This is a genomic window from Serratia sp. AS12 (assembly GCF_000214195.1).
Classification (GTDB): Bacteria; Pseudomonadota; Gammaproteobacteria; order Enterobacterales; family Enterobacteriaceae; genus Serratia; species Serratia plymuthica.
On record NC_015566.1, the window covers coordinates 3266412 to 3285311 of the forward strand.

The 18900-nt window shown below is 51.8% G+C and carries 18 protein-coding genes; 7 read left to right on the forward strand and 11 right to left on the reverse strand.

Going from position 1 to position 18900, the window contains the following annotated elements; genetic code table 11:
• Window positions 1-120: 120 nt before the first annotated feature.
• The 5 genes from cheA to flhD all read right to left on the reverse strand — a co-directional run bounded on the left by cheA (window position 121) and on the right by flhD (window position 5040).
• Window positions 121-2091: a chemotaxis protein CheA gene (gene cheA, locus SERAS12_RS15335; protein WP_013813510.1), complete on the reverse strand. Its 1971-nt coding sequence runs from the start codon at window positions 2089-2091 to the stop codon at window positions 121-123.
• Between the two features lie 4 nt (window positions 2092-2095).
• Window positions 2096-3061, reverse strand: a complete 966-nt coding sequence (motB, locus tag SERAS12_RS15340) for a flagellar motor protein MotB (protein ID WP_013813511.1) — start codon at window positions 3059-3061, stop codon at window positions 2096-2098.
• Window positions 3058-3948, reverse strand: coding sequence for a flagellar motor stator protein MotA (motA, locus tag SERAS12_RS15345; protein WP_006326150.1), 891 nt, complete (start codon window positions 3946-3948; stop codon window positions 3058-3060). The genes motB and motA overlap by 4 nt, the downstream gene beginning before the upstream one ends.
• A gap of 157 nt (window positions 3949-4105) precedes the next feature.
• Window positions 4106-4690, reverse strand: a complete 585-nt coding sequence (gene flhC / locus SERAS12_RS15350; protein ID WP_148259211.1) for a flagellar transcriptional regulator FlhC — start codon at window positions 4688-4690, stop codon at window positions 4106-4108.
• Window positions 4690-5040: a flagellar transcriptional regulator FlhD gene (gene flhD, locus SERAS12_RS15355; protein WP_004946152.1), complete on the reverse strand. Its 351-nt coding sequence runs from the start codon at window positions 5038-5040 to the stop codon at window positions 4690-4692. Before flhD ends, flhC begins: the two co-directional genes overlap by 1 nt.
• Window positions 5041-6462: 1422 nt before the next feature.
• Between flhD and ydgT the strand changes: the two genes are divergently transcribed.
• The 3 genes from ydgT (at window position 6463) to SERAS12_RS15375 (ending at window position 8456) form a co-directional block, all read left to right on the forward strand.
• Window positions 6463-6678, forward strand: coding sequence for a transcription modulator YdgT (gene ydgT / locus SERAS12_RS15365; RefSeq protein ID WP_004946155.1), 216 nt, complete (start codon window positions 6463-6465; stop codon window positions 6676-6678).
• A 151-nt stretch (window positions 6679-6829) separates the two neighbouring features.
• Entirely contained in the window at window positions 6830-7249 is a 420-nt protein-coding gene (gene uspC, locus SERAS12_RS15370) for a universal stress protein UspC (protein ID WP_013813513.1), read from the forward strand.
• A 172-nt stretch (window positions 7250-7421) separates the two neighbouring features.
• Complete coding sequence (locus SERAS12_RS15375; protein WP_013813514.1) at window positions 7422-8456, forward strand: NADP-dependent oxidoreductase; 1035 nt, start codon at window positions 7422-7424, stop codon at window positions 8454-8456.
• Between the two features lie 242 nt (window positions 8457-8698).
• Here SERAS12_RS15375 and sbmC read toward each other — a convergent pair whose 3' ends face one another.
• Both sbmC and kynA read right to left on the reverse strand, forming a co-directional pair.
• Window positions 8699-9169: a DNA gyrase inhibitor SbmC gene (sbmC, locus tag SERAS12_RS15380; protein WP_013813515.1), complete on the reverse strand. Its 471-nt coding sequence runs from the start codon at window positions 9167-9169 to the stop codon at window positions 8699-8701.
• 46 nt (window positions 9170-9215) lie between these two features.
• Window positions 9216-10058 (reverse strand): tryptophan 2,3-dioxygenase, encoded by an 843-nt coding sequence (kynA, locus tag SERAS12_RS15385; RefSeq protein WP_013813516.1) that lies wholly within the window; start codon window positions 10056-10058, stop codon window positions 9216-9218.
• Between the two features lie 434 nt (window positions 10059-10492).
• Between kynA and SERAS12_RS15390 the strand changes: the two genes are divergently transcribed.
• Window positions 10493-10843 carry a hypothetical protein gene (locus tag SERAS12_RS15390; RefSeq protein ID WP_013813517.1) on the forward strand — a complete coding sequence of 117 codons (351 nt, stop codon included), beginning with the start codon at window positions 10493-10495 and terminating at the stop codon, window positions 10841-10843.
• A gap of 174 nt (window positions 10844-11017) precedes the next feature.
• Entirely contained in the window at window positions 11018-11218 is a 201-nt protein-coding gene (locus tag SERAS12_RS15395; protein WP_013813518.1) for a hypothetical protein, read from the forward strand.
• A 69-nt stretch (window positions 11219-11287) separates the two neighbouring features.
• Here SERAS12_RS15395 and umuC read toward each other — a convergent pair whose 3' ends face one another.
• Window positions 11288-12556, reverse strand: coding sequence for a translesion error-prone DNA polymerase V subunit UmuC (gene umuC / locus SERAS12_RS15400; RefSeq protein WP_013813519.1), 1269 nt, complete (start codon window positions 12554-12556; stop codon window positions 11288-11290).
• Window positions 12557-12884: 328 nt separating this feature from the next.
• Window positions 12885-14153, reverse strand: coding sequence for a glycoside hydrolase family 75 protein (locus tag SERAS12_RS15405; RefSeq protein WP_013813520.1), 1269 nt, complete (start codon window positions 14151-14153; stop codon window positions 12885-12887).
• A 941-nt stretch (window positions 14154-15094) separates the two neighbouring features.
• On the opposite strand from SERAS12_RS15405, the gene oxlT reads away from it, so the two are divergent.
• On the forward strand, window positions 15095-16351 hold the full coding sequence (gene oxlT / locus SERAS12_RS15410; RefSeq protein ID WP_013813521.1) for an oxalate/formate MFS antiporter: 1257 nt from the start codon (window positions 15095-15097) through the stop codon (window positions 16349-16351).
• Window positions 16352-16401: 50 nt separating this feature from the next.
• Here the strand turns inward: oxlT and dsbG are convergent, their stop codons facing one another.
• The gene (gene dsbG / locus SERAS12_RS15415) at window positions 16402-17163 is read right to left on the reverse strand and encodes a thiol:disulfide interchange protein DsbG (protein WP_013813522.1); all 762 of its coding nucleotides are present in this window, start codon (window positions 17161-17163) and stop codon (window positions 16402-16404) included.
• A 287-nt stretch (window positions 17164-17450) separates the two neighbouring features.
• Here dsbG and SERAS12_RS15420 point away from each other — a divergent pair, with 287 nt between their 5' ends.
• Window positions 17451-17945: a thioredoxin family protein gene (locus SERAS12_RS15420; protein ID WP_013813523.1), complete on the forward strand. Its 495-nt coding sequence runs from the start codon at window positions 17451-17453 to the stop codon at window positions 17943-17945.
• A 131-nt stretch (window positions 17946-18076) separates the two neighbouring features.
• Here SERAS12_RS15420 and umuD read toward each other — a convergent pair whose 3' ends face one another.
• Window positions 18077-18499, reverse strand: a complete 423-nt coding sequence (gene umuD / locus SERAS12_RS15425; RefSeq protein ID WP_041416606.1) for a translesion error-prone DNA polymerase V autoproteolytic subunit — start codon at window positions 18497-18499, stop codon at window positions 18077-18079.
• Between the last annotated feature and the right edge of the window lie 401 nt (window positions 18500-18900).

The window sequence follows — 18900 nt, forward strand, 5'->3', positions numbered from 1 at the left end:
CGTTATTAGGGAGAGCTTGCCGAAGGGGTCGTAGCAGCTTTAGCTGCCGGAGCGCCCCTCGGTGCGCCAGGCCCGGGTATCTCGAACTCAAAGACAACGCTGCCATCAACCTCATTATTATTATGCAGCCGCGTCCGTCAGACGTTGTTCTCGGTTCAGCGTTTGCAGCGCCGACACGTCGACAATCAGCGCCACGCTGCCGTCGCCCAGAATGGTCGCGGCGGAAATCCCCGGCACTTTGCGATAGTTGCTTTCCAGATTCTTCACCACCACCTGATGCTGGCCGATCAACTGATCCACCAGCAGCGCATAGCGGCGGCCGGCGCTTTGCAGGATCACCACAATGCCCTGAGTAGCATCGGTTTTGGCACCCGCCACCTCAAACACCCGGAACAGTTCCACCAACGGCAGATATTCGCCGCGCACCTGCAATACCCGCTCGCCACCGGCCAACGGATGCAAGTCTTCGGCTTGCGGTTGCAACGATTCCATCACCGCATTGAGCGGCAAGATAAACACTTCGTCGTTCACCTTGACCGACATACCGTCGAGGATCGCCAGCGTCAGCGGCAGCAAAATGCGAATGGCTGTGCCCTTGCCTGCCTGCGAGTGGATTTCTACGTGCCCACCCATTTCCTGAATATTTCGCTTCACCACATCCATGCCGACGCCGCGGCCCGACACATCGGTCACCTGCTCTGCGGTGGAAAAACCCGGCGCAAAGATCAGCATGCCGACCTCTTCATCGCTCATGCTGTCGCTGACCGGCAGCCCCTGCGATGCCGCCTTGGCGAGAATTTTTGCCCGGTTCAGCCCGGCGCCGTCGTCGGTAACCTCAATGCAGATATTGCCGCCCTGATGCTCCGCCGACAGAACCAGATTACCCACAGCCGATTTACCTGCGGCAACGCGCGTGGCCGGGTCTTCGATGCCGTGATCCAGGCTGTTGCGCACCAGGTGCGTCAGGGGATCGATAATGCGTTCGATCAGACTCTTGTCCAACTCGGTAGAACTGCCCTGCAACTGCAGCTCCACCTGCTTGTTCAGCTTGCCGGCCAGATCGCGCACCAGACGCGGGAAGCGGCTGAATACGTACTCCATCGGCATCATGCGGATCGACATCACCGATTCTTGCAGATCGCGCGCGTTACGCTCCAGTTGGCTCATGCTGTTGAGCAGATCGCCGTGGTTGACCGGATCCAGGCTGCCGGAACGCTGCGCCAGCATCGACTGGGTGATCACCAGTTCCCCAACCAGGTTGATCAACTGGTCAACTTTTTCCACCGCCACGCGGATGCTGGTCGACTCGCTGGCCTTGGCGCGCGGCTTCGGCGCTTCAGCAACCGCAGGCGTCGGTTTGGCTACCGTCGGCTCTGTAGCCTGAACGGCAGGCGGTGTCGGCACCGGCGGCAACTCGGCCTGCGGCGGCTTGGCGAAGCTGATTTGTTCCGGCTCCAGCACGAAACACAGCACTGCGCTGATGTCATCTTCGCTGGCGGAGGTCAGCAGCGTCACTTCCAGGCTGCTTTCGGTCTGCTGCGGATTTTTCACCTCGCCCAGGTTGCCCAACTCTTCCAGCATCAGCGGGATTTCATTCGGCTTCAGACCACTCAGGCAAACCCGCATCCCGCCCTCTATCGCCGAAGGTGCGGCGACGGCCGGTTCCGTCAACGCAAGCGCAGCGGGAGCATCCTGCTGCTGTGCGTCCAGCGCAAGCTGCCGCAACGCCTGACAGATGTATTCAAAGCTGTCGGCGTCTGGCTTTTGCGACGTTTTATAGGCGTCCAGTTGCTCCTGCATAATGTCTTTGGTTTCCAGAAACAGGTTGATAATTTCAGTGCTCAGGCTCATCTCCTGACGCCGCGCACCATCCAGCAGGTTCTCCAGCAAGTGGGTGGTTTCCTGCAGCACCGAAAAGCCGAAGGTCGCCGCACCGCCCTTGATCGAGTGCGCTGCGCGGAAAATGGCGTTCAGCGGCTCAATGTCCGGGGCCAGCGGATCCAGCTCCAGCAAGTGTTGCTCCATATCGGCCAGCAACTCATCTGCTTCATCAAAAAAGGTCTGATAAAAAGCGCTAATATCCATGCTCACGGGGTCACCTCTGCTGTGAGTCGCTGTTAGTCGGTGAAGGGACAGCCGTCGGCTGCTCCGGGGCGATAAGGGTCGCCGGTGCCGTTGCCGACGGCGCCAGAGGTTTCAGGTCAACCGGCCGGGCGATGCCCATCGCGTTGCTTTCGCCATTTTCGTGTTCAATGCCCTGTTGGGTTTGCTTGTTCAGCACCAGCACGGTGATGCGGCGGTTGATGGCATCATCGGCACCGTGCTGTTTCAGGCTCATGGTGGCGGCCATGCCTACCACCCGCAGCACCTTGCCCTCCGACAACCCCCCGGCGATCAGCTCGCGCCGCGAGGCGTTGGCGCGATCGGCCGAAAGCTCCCAGTTGCTGTAGCCGCGCTCGCCGGTGGCGTAGGGAATATCGTCGGTATGACCTGACAGGCTGATTTTATTCGGCAAATCATTCAGGATCGGCGCAATGGCCCGCAAGATATCGCGCATGTAGCTTTCTACCTGTGCGCTGCCGGTTTTGAACATTGGTCGGTTCTGGCTATCGATGATCTGAATGCGTAATCCTTCATCCATCATGTTGATCAGCAGATGCGGACGCAGCGCTTTCAGGCGCGGATCGGATTCAATCAACTCATCCAACTTTTCCCGCAGCTTGTTGAGCCGCAGTTCCTCGTCACGCTTCTCCAGCGTCTCGATCTGTTTTTTCACCAACCCATCCTGCTTAGTGGGGTCATCCCCCCCCCCCGGGATCGGGCTGCTTTCCGAACTGCTTTTGTCGCCAGTGGTCAGCGCCACCTTCAACGGCGTGCGGAAATATTCGGCGATTTGCGTCAGCTCCTGGGGGCTGGCTATCGCCAGCAACCACATCACCAGGAAGAACGCCATCATGGCGGTCATAAAGTCAGCATAGGCAATCTTCCAGGAGCCGCCGTGATGCCCCGCCTGATGCGATTTGCGTTTTCTGACCAGAACGACCGGGTGATTCTGTTTCATGCCTGCTCTTCTTCCGTCGCCTGCTGCGCCGGCGCCTTAACGCGACGCACGTGTTCTTCCAGCTCAACGAAGGATGGCCGCTCGGTGGTGTACAGTGTTTTACGGCCGAATTCGACCGCAATCTGCGGCGCATAGCCGTTCAGGCTCGACAGCAGCGTGACCTTGATGCATTGCATCATTTTGACGTTTTCCGCGCTTTTCTGCCGCAGCAGGGTCGCCAGCGGCGAGATAAAACCGTAGGCCAGCAAAATGCCGAGGAAGGTACCGACCATCGCGTTGGCGATAAGCGCACCCAACTCGGCCGCCGGGCGATCGGCTGAGGCCAGCGCATGCACCACGCCCATCACCGCCGCCACAATGCCGAAGGCCGGCAACGAGTCGCCGACCATCGCCAGGCTGCCGGCCGGCACTTCGCTTTCCTGTTCGAAGGTTTCGATCTCTTCGTCCATCAGCGCTTCAATCTCAAACGCATTCATGTTGCCGCTCACCATCAGCCGTAAGTAATCGGTAATAAATTCCACCAGGGTGTTATCGGCAAGGATGCGGGGATAATTAGAAAAAATTTCACTTTCCTGCGGGTTATCGATATCGAACTCGAGGGACAACATGCCCTGTTGACGGGATTTGGCCAGCAGGCGATACAGCAACGCCATCAGATCCATGTACAGATCCTTGCTGTACTTCGAACGGCGCATCAGTTTGGGAATAGCGCGCAGGGTGGATTTTATCGCCTTACCGTTGTTACCTACGATAAAAGCGCCGATGCCCGCACCACCGATGATCAAGAACTCCGACGGTTGATAAAGCGCACCGAGATGGCCCCCCACCATCATGTACCCCCCAAAAACCGCCCCCAATACCACGAGATAACCCAAAATAACTAACACACGCATTCCTTAAATTAACAATGTGGATGGAAGGTGGGATAAGCGCGCCTTGAGCCGCAACGGCGCAGCAGGCTAGGCTGCGCCGACGGGTTCGGTATACCGAACCCTGCGTTTCACAAGTCGATTTAGGTCTGGATGAACCGGCGTTGCCGCCGGCTCAAATAGCGCGTTTAACCTGCTCGTCCGGCTGTTGAGGAATAATATCGGCCAGTTGCGGCGAAAGTTTACGTCTTTTTACTGCGCGGGAAGGGGGCTGGCATAAACTGCAAACAAAACTGTTCAAGGGTTGGTGCGCGTGGGTGATAAAAGTGCCGCCACAACAGTTGCAGGCGGAGAGCTGCAACATGCCGCTATCGACGAAACGCACCAGCGTCCAGGCGCGGGTCAGCGCCAGCAACGGCGTCTCCCCCGCCGGATGCGGGCACTGTTCCAGATACAGACGATAGGCTTTGATCACCGCCTCGACACCGGTGCAATGCCCGCTCTTCATCAGAAAGCTGTAGGCGTTGTAAAACATGGATGAATGGATGTTCTGTTCCCAGGTCATAAACCAGTCGGTAGAGAACGGCAACATTCCTTTCGGCGGCGGGCTGCCGCGCAATTCCTTATAGAGTTTGATCAAACGCCCGCGGCTGAGCTGAGTTTCACTTTCCAGCATCTGCAAACGCGCACCCAGCGTAATCAATTCCATAGCCAGCTGAATGTCCTTGGCTTCCTGAACAATACTTTTCTCTACCATCATCAGGCTCTTTTCTTCGTAGCACTACCGTCTTTCGCCGATAGTTCTTGCAGTAAATGGCTTGATAGCAAAATACCCGTATGGATTTGCTGCAGATCGTCCACACGTGACTCTTTCGTCAGGCGTTCGATAGTATGGCTTTCGTTAAAACGGAAGTGACAGACCAACTGGTTAGTCTCAGCCAGTTTGACCATTTGCGGTAACGTGAGTTGAGCGAGCGCATCGGCCATGGCTTCGTCGATACCCAGACGGAACATCGCCGATGCTTTTTCATCATTAATCAGACGCTGTGCTAAAAGTAAATATGACAAATTTATGTCATAAATATGCTTAAGTAATTCAGACGTACCCATATTCCCCATCCCGACAGACTATGTTTAAAAACATACGCTGGGTGATAATTTTTATCGCCCGTGACCTGGGTTTGTTCCCGAAGTTGGCAAATGAATCCCTGAATAACGGCCGTTATAAATTTTTCAACATCTCTAAATTCGGACCATCATTCAGTATTTGATACGTGCGCAAACCAATGTGTATGGATGTACAGCATTTTGCTTCGATAGTGTGTAGCCACCATGAAACTATTTTTACAAAATTAATAAGATTATTCCTAAAGCAGCGCAACTCTACCCCCGAACCAATAGCACACACAACGTAAGTAGGTGGCAATTTTAAATACAATGTGACATAGATCACAAAAATAAAAAATAATTAAGCCAAATACCCCTCTATACGTCCATTTTTTAATCGTGTTTTTGCTTAAAAATCAGTCATAAGTAAAAAAACGTCTTAAAAACAATGTATATGAGCCAAAAAAATATCATTTTTAGATCAATTCGAACAAAAGCATTACCAAACCAAAATAACAGAACAAAAATCTGTTCGTAGCCGGTAAAGTTAGTATAAATAACCATTTAATTAACAATAAACTAGCAACGCAAAAAAAATAACACATAGAAACTACAAGGCCATTGAGTTTCAGATTTGACTTAAAGAACGGCTCAGCGCCTGTTTTAATTTTAAGCGAAAGTGCATATTAGGTTAACAATGGGTTGCTTGGGTTATGAACAAGAAAACAGACGTAACGACATGTTTCTCGATTTGCAGAGTTAAGGCGGCAGATTTAGGGTTGTGCATCCCCGTAACGTTTTATCGGCAGCGATAATTAAAACTTTAATCATTTTTTTCATTGGCAAAAAATTTAAATATCGGTTCGTGCTTATTTTTCGATAATACCTACCCGCGCATTTTTACTGCCTTATAAAATAAAACGCAGTTTTATTTTATTTTCTCTCGCCGGGCGAGCTATTTCATTATTCGCTGCTGCCAGAAAACCAACGCATATAACGTCGGTCATATTGTCATCGGCTGCTATGAGGGAATTGAAAACTCCCTGTGGAGGATTTCAAGTGAATGCGCCCGGCAGCCGGAGAGCCTCAACGCGTGAAAAAAACCTCGGGAGGATGCTACTCGACGTTCACCGCCCCGGTTTGGTCCCACCCCGCAGGCCGCTGCCGACGCTGTGCCCGCCTCCAGCGGCCTGAGACTTTCCCTATTTAGCGTATTTACCGGCAGGATGACATTGCCGATACCGCGTGGGCATATTATTATTCTTCATGCAAAGGCGCTGGCAGCGCAGCCGATTATTACCCTATTGCAATTTATTCATTTGAAATTGATTTTTCAGGTCGAACATCACGCTTTTGACGCCTCTCTGCGTGACCGTGTGATGTTTCTTCGTCCGGCCACTACTCTTAACAGGCTATATTTTAATCATGAATGATACCTTCGATTACCTGATGACGTTCCGCAAATGCTCCAGTCTGGACAGCGTGGAAAAAGTGTACGACAAGCTTAACTATTCCATTGATAACGATATTGAAATGAGCAATATGTACCGAGCGGCCGATCACCGTCGTGCCGAGCTGGTTGCCGGTAAATTGTTCGATTTGGGCAAGGTACCAAAAACGCTGTGGGCGCAGGTGCTTTAGTTTTCCTTCATTACGCGCGAAAGCCCCTTTATCTTTTATTGCTAAATAGCGGCAATAATCCCCGATTTATTGTCGCGCGTGATACAAAACACATTTATCAAACGCACCAGGCTCTACTCTTTATCTTAAGCATGAGAAACGGGGGTGGAAGATGGGATATCAAAACGTTCTGGTTACTGTTGCCGTAGCGGCTGACAGCCACCGCCTGGTTGAAAAAGCCGTCTCCATCGTGCGCCCCTCTAATGGCAAAATTACTCTGCTGAGCACGATTGCCAACCCGGAAATGTATAATAACTTCGCCGGGCCGATGCTGGGCGATTTGCGTGCACTGATGGAAGAAGAGACGCTGCTGTTTATGGAGGAACTGCGGTTACGGGCCGATTACCCAATAACCGATACGCTGATCGTTCATGGTGAACTGAGCGACAGCCTGAGCTACGCCCGCCAGCGCCAGCCGTTTGATCTGGTGATCTGCGGCAATCACTGCGACAGCCTGATGAACAAGATCTCCTGTTCTGCGGCGCGCTTTGTCAATACCAGCCATATCGACGTGCTGATCGTCCCGCTCTGATATCCGGCGGTTTGCCGCACGGCCGCCACTTTTGCCCCTTCCGTCTTCGTGACGCACTTTTAGCTCTGTGACAGTCCTGCCGATTTAAGGGACAACGCCGAAGCACATTAGGCCATTCCCCCTTACCGAGGATTGACTAGACTTAGGGTTCTGTCCGCATAAGGAGTTCCTGATGTCTCAATCTGAACAACAAAACCGCCGCATCCTGCTGGCCTCACGCCCGCACGGTGAACCTACCGCTGACAATTTCCGCCTGGAAACGGGAGCGATACCGCAACCCGCCGCCGGCCAGGTACTCTTACGCACTGTCTATCTGTCGCTTGATCCCTACATGCGCGGCCGTATGAGCGATGCGCCTTCTTACGCACCGCCGGTGGAGATCGGCCAGGTCATGGTCGGCGGCACGGTGTCGCGCGTTGTCACGTCGCAACATGCGGATTTCAAACCCGGTGACTGGGTGCTTGGCTATGACGGCTGGCAGGATTATGCGCTGTCTGACGGCAGCGGCTTGCGCAATCTTGGCCCGCAACAGACACACCCTTCCCGTCTGCTCGGGGTCTTGGGCATGCCAGGCTTTACCGCTTATATGGGCCTGCTGGATATCGGCCGACCGCAACCCGGTGAAACCCTGGTAGTCGCCGCAGCCAGCGGCGCCGTCGGTTCGGTCGTTGGCCAGATAGCCAAACTGAAAGGTTGTCGCGTGGTTGGCGTGGCGGGCGGCGCGGAAAAATGCCGCTATGTGGTGGAAGAACTGGGCTTCGATGCCTGTGTCGACCACCGGGCTGCCAACTTTGCCGAACAGCTGGCCGCAGCTTGCCCGCAGGGGATCGACATTTATTACGAGAACGTCGGCGGTGCGGTGTTTGATGCGGTAATGCCGCTGCTCAACGCCAAGGCGCGTATTCCGGTCTGCGGCATTATTGCTCACTATAATGCCACCGGTTTGCCCGACGGCCCGGATCGGCTGTCGATGCTGCAGGGGCTGATTTTACGTAAGCGCATCCGCATGCAGGGTTTTATTATTTTCGATGACTATGGTTCAGAATACGGTGACTTCCTGCAGCAAATGGGCGAATGGGTCGGGCAGGGAAAAATCAAGTTCCGCGAAGATGTGGTCGACGGGCTGGAAAATGCGTCGCAAGCGTTTATCGGCCTGTTACAAGGGAAAAACTTCGGCAAATTGGTGATCCGCGTCGCCAACGAGTAATCGAAAGCCAGGGCGCAGTTCAAATCTGCCATGCCCTGGCATTACCTCAATGCAGTCGCCTCAGTGCAGCACGCCGCCACCGATCGTCAAGTCCTTCTTCAAACGGCTCGATACCGGTCACCAATACCCTCTCCATCGTCGCACCTTATGCCGTGTTTAAATTCGTAGGGTACCAGCCTAAACGAGGCAAAATGATTATGGCGATACGTTATCCACATATGCCGCTGCGCCAGGACCTGCGGTTATATTTTTTTCACCGATTGATAGATATCGAGATCAAAATAGCCATCGGCTTCACAGTCGTTGAGATAGTGCTCGTAGCACACGCCCTCCGTCGGTTGATAACCGCTGGCCGGCAGTTCCTTTTGATAAAAATCGCTCCATGCCCGCTCAAAATCGCCGTCGGTAATGCGGACGTGATAAATCCCGTAGAGGCCGGCAGGCAGCGTTTGCAGCGCAAATCCCTCACTGCCCGGTGTCGGCAGCGTAAAATCGCTCGCCACGGTAAACACCACGTCGGCCCGCAGCCGTTCGGGCGCCACTTCTGCCGGATCGTCCCAGTACAGCACCAGCCATTTGCCGGGCTCAACGTCCTGTTGTTGCCGCCAGGCCATCAGCCGTTCGAGGCCCAAAGGAATGGTCTGCGGGTAAGGCCCTACCACACGCAAACCCACAACCTGTTCTGCTGCCCTATCCTCAATTCTTATCGCCATCACGATCTCCTCGCCAAAAGATTACGCCCTGGTTGCTGCACACCCGCTAGGCGCCAATTTCGGTGCGCACGTCCAGCAGCTCCGGGAAGAAAGTCAGATCCAGCGCCTTTTTCAGGAAGCTGACGCCGCTGGAGCCGCCGGTACCCGATTTGAAGCCGATAATGCGCTCCACCGTCTTCATATGACGGAAACGCCACAGGTGGAAGCTTTCTTCTATATCCACCAGCTTCTCGGCCATTTCATAGGCTTCCCAATACTTTTGCGGGTGGTCGTAGATCTCTTTGAAGGCCGGCAACAGATTCGGGTTGCGCTGATACGGCTGCGTCCAGTCGCGATCGGTACATTCCTGCGGGATCGGCAGGCCGTGGCGGGACAGGTAAAGCAGGTATTCGTCATACAGGCTTGGCGCCTCGAGGATCGCCTTCAGCGCCGCGTGTTTTTCCGCATCATTACTGAACACCGCCAGCATGGCCGCATTTTTGTTGCCCAGTAAAAACTCGATGGAACGGTATTGATGGGACTGGAAGCCCGAAGAGTTGCCCAGCACGTCACGGAATTCAACATACTCCGACGGCGTCAGGGTTTCCAGCACCGCCCATTGTTCAAACAGCAGCCGTTGGATCTGTTTGACCCTCGCCAGGATCTTGAAACAGTGACTGAGCTTGTCTTGTTGCACCAATGCCCGCGCCGCCTGCAGTTCATGCAGCATCAGCTTCATCCACAGTTCAGAGGTTTGGTGCTGCACCACGAACAGCATTTCATCATGATGCTGCGGGTTGGACAGCGGATGCTGGCAATCCAGTAACTGGTCCAGGCACAGGTAATCGCCGTAACTCATGCGTTTGGAAAAATCGGTGACAATCGCGCTTTCTAATTCTCGTTTGTTCATCTGTACTCTCCGCGGTACCACGGCCGGAAGCGGCGTGGAACGTGCTGCAAAGAGAAAACAATAGTACAGAACCCTCACGTCCGAAGGACTATAAACGAGAGTTGCCTCGCAGATCTCGGTCATGATGAAGCCAGGGTAATCTCGTATCGGTAAAGGTGCGGGAGGAGTCTCATTACCGGCACGAAATGCCTGGCGCGAGAACCTGAAAACATCAACAAAAAATAACAAACCAACCGGGAATGTTATAGGGAATTAATACCGATTAGCCTTATTCGAATTATTTAATTCACCAACTTACTTCAACCAATAACGCATTTTACTTTCCATTTTATTTTCTAAAAAAACACTTGATATGATAATTGCCATGCGCTAATAATTAATCACCTTACAGAGGTCAGCATTAAAATAAATCATATATTCAAAAGGAGTTGGTTATGGAAATCGTTGATGCAGTTTGGTTCGACTCTATCGCCGGCGGTCGCGGTAATAATGGTGGCGATCGTACCGACAATGGCGGAAGAAATAAGGGTGGAAGCCAATCCGGTAACAACAGTGGTTCAGGTAATTACTACGCCAACAATACCTCGGAAGACTGTATCAATGGGATGGGCGTTGGTGCGGCATTGGGCGCATTTGGTGGTTTACCCGGTATAGCCGCTGGGTTGATTGGTGGCGCAATTACTGGGAAATGTTTCCAAGACACCAGTAAAGGCGGCGGCAACGTAGGAATGGGTAAAGGCGGCAACAAGTGCGGGTCAAGCGCGGGTGGCAGTTGTTCCTGGTAAGCGTTCACACTAAAAAATGATTTTTATATTTTGTTGTCAGGTTCACTTTCGGCAAGTCTCCTGGAGAGAATTAACCTGCCAATCTTGAATTATAACAACGCAACCACCAGGGAATTCATTAATTAAAGGCGGCAGTTAACACCTGCCGTCTTATAGATTAACAAAGAGTTATAAATGGATAAAATCATCAGACCCATAATTATATTTTTCGCTATACTTTCCATCTCCCCTTTCCTTAGTGGTGCCGGAGTTATGACTCCTGGTCTGGCGTTCTCCGCACCGGCGGGCATATCCAAATTTATGATTACCCTCGCCACAGGCTACTTTTTTGTTTCTTTATCCTTAAAGATCTATGATTTCTTACGAAAAAAGTAAATGACTATCACAGCAAACCACTACCATCAGGCAGTCATATTCAATCCCCTTTGCGGAGCTGGATCGGGCTCAGCCAACCCTAACCTTGATAATATCGCTAAATTTAGTGGTATAGCCCGGTGACAGCATTTCGCGTTTCATTTGCCACGGCTTGGCGATGCCCTGTCCGGCAAACCAGATGCGGCCGCGCCCTTCCCGGTTGAGCTTGTCCAGCGTCGCCATCAGTTGGCCGCTGTTGCGCCGTGGCGGGCAATCGTCGAACAAGTCAATTTGCGCCATGGTACCGGTGCTGAAATCCCCCAGCATCACGCCACCTTTCAGGTAACGGCAACCCTCCCGCCAGATGCTTTCCAGCGCACGCACTGCCATGGCAATAATATCGCGGCTGTCGTTGCTCGGCGTTTGCAGTCGGGCGGTGCCCAGGTTGCTGTAGTAACCCTCGCCTGCGGAATGTGGGCTGGTCTTGATAAAGACCGACACGCTGCGGCAATAGCGTTCGTCCTGCCGCAGTTTTTCCGCCGCGCGCTCCGCATAACTGCAAATCGCCTCCCGCATATGCGGGTAATAGGTCAACCGCTGGCCGAACGAGCGTGAGCAGATAATCTGCTCTCTGGCCGCGGCCTCATCCTCCAGTTGCAGGCAGGATTCCCCGCGCAGCTCACGCACCATGCGTTCCAGCACCACGCTGAAAGTTCTGCGCACCAGCCGGGTATCGCAATCCGCCAGTTGCAATGCGTTTTCAATCCCCATCGCCCGCAGTTGCCGGGTCAGTCGGCGGCCGACGCCCCACACTTCCTCTACCGGTATTAATGCCAGCAGCTTGCGCTGACGGACAGGATCCGAAAGATCCACCACACCCCGGGTACCTGACCAACGCTTGGCGGCGTAATTGGCCAACTTGGCCAGCGTCTTGCTGGGCGCAATACCCACACCGACGGCCAAATGCGTCTCCTGCAAAATCCTTTGTTGCACCTGGCGGCCAAACTGCGCCAGATCGGCACAGCGGTTAACGCCATCCAACCGCAGAAAGGCTTCGTCCAGCGAATAAATTTCCACCGCCGGCGCCATCTCGTCCAGAATGCTCATCACCCGGTGGGACATATCGGCATACAGCGCGTAGTTGGAAGAGAACACCGCCACATTGCGGCGGCGCATCTCCTCCTTGATCTTGAAATACGGCGCCCCCATCGGCACGCCCAGCGCCTTGGCCTCGGCGCTACGGGCGATCACGCAGCCATCGTTATTGGACAGTACAATCACTGGCTTACCTTTAAGATCTGGCCGAAAAACTGTCTCGCAGGAGGCATAAAAGCTGTTCACATCCACCAGGGCAAACATCGTCAGACCGCTCCATAGCAAAGGCTGGGCATGATCGCATCGGGTTCTGGGCAACGGGGTTGACGTGTTTTCATAATGCATAATTTAACTGTATATATATACAGTTAATGATAAACAAAAATCACCGCCCTGCAAGCAACTTTGCCGGCAGAATGCGGTGTGAATCGCTAAGACAATCATTTTCTGTGAAATTTGGTTTGCCAGGCACAACCTGGCTAGCGATGGGCCGTCACCGCACGACAATGAACACAACGCGTTTTGACATTGCTTTGTATCCCGGTTACGGCCCACGTTATGTCAGGGCATTATCTCCCGCACGGGTACGGATTTATTTTTGCGTCATTCGTAGAGCGTAACGCCACTCGCCCACCGCTGAACCGTCTCCGTCGAGAGATCTCAAATGAATGCCGAAATGTTGATTGTCAAAAATGGACGCATAACCCGGATGATATTCAGACAGGGATACGAAGCAATAAACATGGTCAAATTGCGTCAAATGCCCTCTGGGACCTGAGACACAGATGTCCCCGGCGATTAAAGCGGCTCTCTTGGTTATTTTTGTCCAACCGTTGGACAAAGTCCATTCGGCAAAATCGTCAACATTAATCGATGCCCTGCTCCCCAGTTTTGGGTAGGGTAAAGCACAGAGTTTGAGGCAGCTGACTTGATGTGCCACGCATCCATTTCTGGTTGCCGTTGGGCTGTATGCAGGAACAAACCAGTCCTCAACCTCCTCCCGAATCAGCCCGTAGTTATTTTTAAAAAGACCCACGAATTTCTCCGTATGACTGTCTGCAAGCTCAATAAATTCAGCGAAGCTCTCTAACGGTAAGCCTGGGATTGATTTAACTTTAACCCTTGGCAAAGACTGCAAAATAAGCCCAAGTTCGAACGTATCAGAATATCCCTTTACAATTCGCCCACCAGATTCGGATGATATTATTACCGTAGGCCTTCCATTCTTATCCGTACTTAACTCGATAGCTGAAATTTTACTATTTTCCAAAGGGATGCTAAAGGGCAGGTTTTCATTAAATAACTCTCTACCGTATGCCTGGATAGTTTCAAAATTCAAGGTAGTACTTAAACTCGCAGAACCTGCGACAATTTCATATGTGACACCATAGTCTAATCCGCTGATTATCTTTTTCTTTCCTTTTCCCCATGGGTTTCCCCCAAGCGCTTCAATAGCCGCAATTGACGCCTCCCCAATGTATTTTTCACCACCAACATCAGCACAAATGGCATAAACAGAACGATCATTATAGCTGAGCTTAGCCAGGTCACCCATTTTAACGTCTATTCCGCTCACCTTTCTCCAATTTCCGGGAATGACATAGTAAGGAATAACTCGCGCATTTACGTAATCCCCCTCGCCCTGCCAACCAGTTCCATCTTTTCTTTTTCTAAGGCTGGTTTCTATCTGGCCTGTCGCATCGATCTCTTTTGCATCTGGGCTTCCATCCGCGTCAGTGTCCGCATCGGCAATGATCAAGATATGGTCATTATCTTTAATCATGACAACAGGATCGGGTATGGTGGGTTCGTCCGGCGAAACCTTATGGTTTTTCCAGGCATGTGTGATTAATTTTGGCATGGTATTGTCCTCTACGTTAGAACAACATGGGTTAAATATATGCCACTACCTATGAGTTTTTTATTATGACTGCCGGACATTATTTATAGCATCATGAAAAAACTTATCATTTCCAATTAAAACACCCATTACATCACATAACAATATAAATCAGAATCACTTGAGAACCCTCTCCTAAATTTTATTATTAGGTGTGACGTTATTAGGCGTAGCATTTCCATCGCACCTGCCTTGAATTGTCATGCCATTCCTTAGACACATCGCCCGCATCTTGACGCTCTGCACACCCCAAAATAATAAAGGTAAAAAAAATATTATCGTCACAATGACACTTTTCATAGTACTCACCTGTTTAACAATGCCCGACATGACCTTCCAAGGAAACCTATCATAAGATGGCAACGCGCCTTGCATCATTATTAATTCATAGCAAGCGGCCGAAAGAATTAACAATGATGAGAAAAAATAAAAATTTAAAACCATCAATAAACACTGGCTAGCATTAACGGTTTAAGACCAACGGGATAAATAGAGATTAATATCGTGACAATGCTAACCGTTAGCAAAGTATCTCTCGGTCAGGCGCCGTTTAAGGCCGTAACCGAGTTCAGCCGGATCTGCCGCAGCCTTCTCCAGCTTATAAATGCTGAGCTTGCCCGCTGCGACACGCATATTCGTTAGCTATTTAATCTCAGGCTATTCAGAAAAAATTATACTTAACCTATTAATTACATTACTTAATGTCGCACTAACTTTGCCCATGTGCACTATACCCGTGCGAAATATCTTCCCCCCCCTTCCAGCCAAATTTAAAATTAAATTATAAAAAACACCCATCACCTTGTTAAATAACATATTTATTATTTATTTTTTATTCTGGCACGCTTAATGCTCATTCATCTGCATCGGCAGATACAACACTTACACCTTGGGAGATTTAAATGACCCTAGTCAGCGAGTCAGTAATAGAAAAAAGTAATCAGCGGTGGACACAACTCCTTTTGGGATTGATCTGTATGGCGGCGATTTCCAGCCCGCAATATGTTTGGACATTATTGACCAAGTCGCTGTCGGCCAAGTTGGGCGTTGATATGCCCGCGTTGCAGGTCACCTTTTCGTTGCTCATCATATTGCAAACGTTCTTCTCGCCCTTCCAGGGCAAGCTTATCGATCGCTTTGGGCCACGGATATTAATCTCCATCGGCACGCTGCTTTCGGGATTTAGCTGGATTATTTCATCCCAGATCAGCAACCTGACTGAGTTCTATCTGGTTTATGGCTGTCTCGGTGGGCTGGGTACCGGCATTGTGTACATCGGTGTCGTTGGGTTGATGGTTAAGTGGTTTCCGCAACAGCGCGGCTTTGCGGCCGGAGCCGTGGCTGCCGGATATGGCATGGGGGCGATTTTAACCACCTTCCCCATCAGCATTTCTCTGGGCAGCTACGGCCTGGAGCAGACCATGATGGTCTTCGGCGGCCTCTTTGCCCTGGTGGGCTTTCTGGCCAGCCAAGGGTTGAAAGTACCGGCCAATGTTGACTTACAGCCGACCAGCACCAAGCTGGAGCAGAGCAAACGTCAGTTCACGTCAAAAGAAATGCTGCGTCAGCCTCTGTTCTGGCTGATGTTTGTCATGATGGCAATGATGTCCACCTCTGGGTTGATGGTGACGTCACAGATGGCTATTTTCGCGGAAGATTTTGGCATCAGTCAGGCGGTGGTTTTTGGCTTGGCGGCGCTGCCCCTGGCGTTAACCCTGGACCGATTCACCAATGGGCTGACTCGTCCGCTGTTTGGTTTTATTTCCGACCGCTATGGCCGGGAAAAAACCATGTTTATCGCCTTTGCGCTCGAAGGTGTCGCCATGACGCTGTGGCTGATGTGCCGTGAAGACCCGCTGTTATTCGTTTTACTTTCCGGCGTGGTGTTTTTTGGTTGGGGGGAGATATTTTCTTTGTTCCCTTCAACATTAACCGATACCTTCGGCAGCCAAAACGCCACCGCAAACTATGGCTGGCTGTACATGTCGCAAGGGATCGGCTCTATTTTTGGCGGCCCGTTGGCGGCACTGCTTTATCAACACACGCAAGGATGGCACGTTGTTTTTGGTATGGCGATTTCCTTTGATTTTATCACCGCCGCACTGGCCCTTTGGGTGTTGAAACCCTGGCGCTCACGCTTTATGCGCCAACACGGCTGATAATAAGCAGGGTGATCTGAGCCGCGGTCACCCTGCAAACGGCATGCGAACTATTTGCAAGCCACGAGATTGGCCATTTGATCTTTATCCGGCAGACCGGCGATCTGTTGAAGCACGTTGGCATGGTTCAGATAATAAATCGCCGGTGTGCCGTTGGCGCCCAGATCGTCCATCAATTTCTGGTTGTACTGGATCTGGGAAAAAATCGGCTGCGGCGTTTTTTCCAGGAGTGTCGGCTTGCTTTTGCCGCCAGACAGTTCGAAATCCTGCCAGACCTTCACAGGGTTGTCAGAAGACAATATCGCCGCCGCATAACGGCCGCTGTCGGGCTGCATGACGCCGACCAACTGCGTTTTCATGGCGATTTTATTGTCTTTGATATAGGGCTGCACTTCCTGTCTGAACGCTTTACAGTAAGGGCAGAAGGGATCGGCAAACACGACAATCTGGCAATTTGCCTTATCGCTGCCTTCCAGGATGCCTGGCGCTTTTAAGAGCGTTTGCCACATCTCCCGGCCAGCAGGGATGTAAATCTCTTCTTGTATGACTTTTTCGCTCAGGTTACTGCCGTTCTCATCGTACATATAACCTGATATGGCATGTTTCTTGTCGGGGGTCAGATAAATTGTCACCCCCGTTCCCCGGTATTTTCCCAACCATCCCTGAACGCCACCTGGCGCGGTGAAGGGTTTGATGATTTCAATACCTTGTTTTTCCAGTTGTTTGACCGGTGCGGGAAGCTCAGCAGGCGTTGCAGCCTGAACCTGCGTGCCGATAAGCGCAGCAGATAACGCGAGGAGGTATTTGTTCACTCTTATCTCCCTATAATAGGTAATCGTTACGGGCCTTTATATCACAAACCACCGTCCCTCCCGTCACTCGCTAAACGGCAACATTCGCCTCTGTCTCACAGTAACAAATTCTCCTGCCCCGTTTGGCTGAGGTAGAATGGCGATATCTAACGCTACGGGGAAGCAGGCACCAAAATGGTACGGCGCTCCCAGCCATGACAGCAATAATTGCAAAACAGATCCCATTGGCCTTTATCATTGCCAGAGTTATGTGATGCCGAGTGCCAGTTAATACCTAAGGAGAATACATGCAAGATTTCAAAGCACTGCTCGATGCCGCATCGGGTTACAGCGAATTTGTTGCCGGCGGAACAGAAGAAGACAGCAAGGCATTGCGTCATTTTGAGGCGCTTGCCAAAGGGGCATTACCTGACGATGTCATCAGTAAGTTGTCACGGCTTCCGGGTTCGTACAGCATTCTGGTTGCCGCTGAAATGTGGTGCCCCGACTGCCATAAAAACTTGCCCGTTATCCATGCCGTTGCCGCGTCAACGCCGGCTATTCGTCTGGGCATCATCACGCGCGATAAGGCGGAAGCCGTCTTTAAAGCGCACTTTGGTGTCGATAAAGTCAAAATTCCGTTTGCGGTGGTACTGGATGAGAACACGACTCCACTGGGGCAGTTTATTGAACGCCCTAAAACAGCCATCGGCAAGAATGGAGAAGTGTCCGAGAGTTACAAAAACGGCGAGCTTCTGGCCGATACCGCCCGTGAAGTGACCTCAATTTTCCCTCAGGGCTGAGGCTCGCCAGAAAACCCGATCAAAATAGTGAATCTCAGCGCCAGGCTGATTGAGCCTGGTGCTGGGCAGCCAAAGATGGCTCTTCAACGACAATTTACTCGCCCAACACCCTTGGCAGGTTTACCCCGCTCTCACACCGCAGCATAGACAATAAAGGTGACCACGCCGAAAATCTCCAGCGCGTCTTCGTCACCGAAGACGATCGGCGAATAGGTCGGGTTCATCGGCAGCAGCCGCAGATCGGGGTGGCGCTGCAACTTCTTCACCGTGAACTCGCCGTCGATGGCGGCAATGACAATGTTACCGTGCTCCGCCCGCAGTGAACTGTCGACGATCAGCAGATCGCCATCCTTGATGTTGCCTTCGACCATCGAATCGCCGCTGGCGCGCACAAAGTAAGTGGCGTTGGGGTGCCGCACCAGCAGTTTGCCGATATCCAGCCGGGCCTCCACGTAATCCTGCGCCGGAGAAGGGAAACCGCAAGCTACGGGATCGGCAAACAGCGGCAATGCCGGCGTGGTTTTATTGTCTTCGGAAGGGGAAATAAACAACATCATGAACAACCCTATTTGACTGTGTTTTTATACAGTATCGCAAAGGATTTATAGTGTTCAAGTTGTTTACCTGAGGATCCCGGGAACCGATTGATGCCGTGGGAACTTTAGCTGCCCTGGCTGGCCGGCAACTTATCTGCATTTTCACCCTCGGGCATCAGTAAACACCTTTACTGCAAGAGTATGCCATAGCTATAATGGCATGATTTTTCACGAAAAAGTGATCAATTTATTCTCGATTTGCCTATCATTTCAGCCGGTCTGTTTACCGATGAGCAGGCCTTCGCACTGATATGATCGCTCTGTGTTCATCGTCTAAACTACAAGTCTTTATCTTTTTCATTGAGGTGTAACCCCAGCCTGAATGGCCTGTGGGCGCAGAGCAGCCTGATTATCCCCCG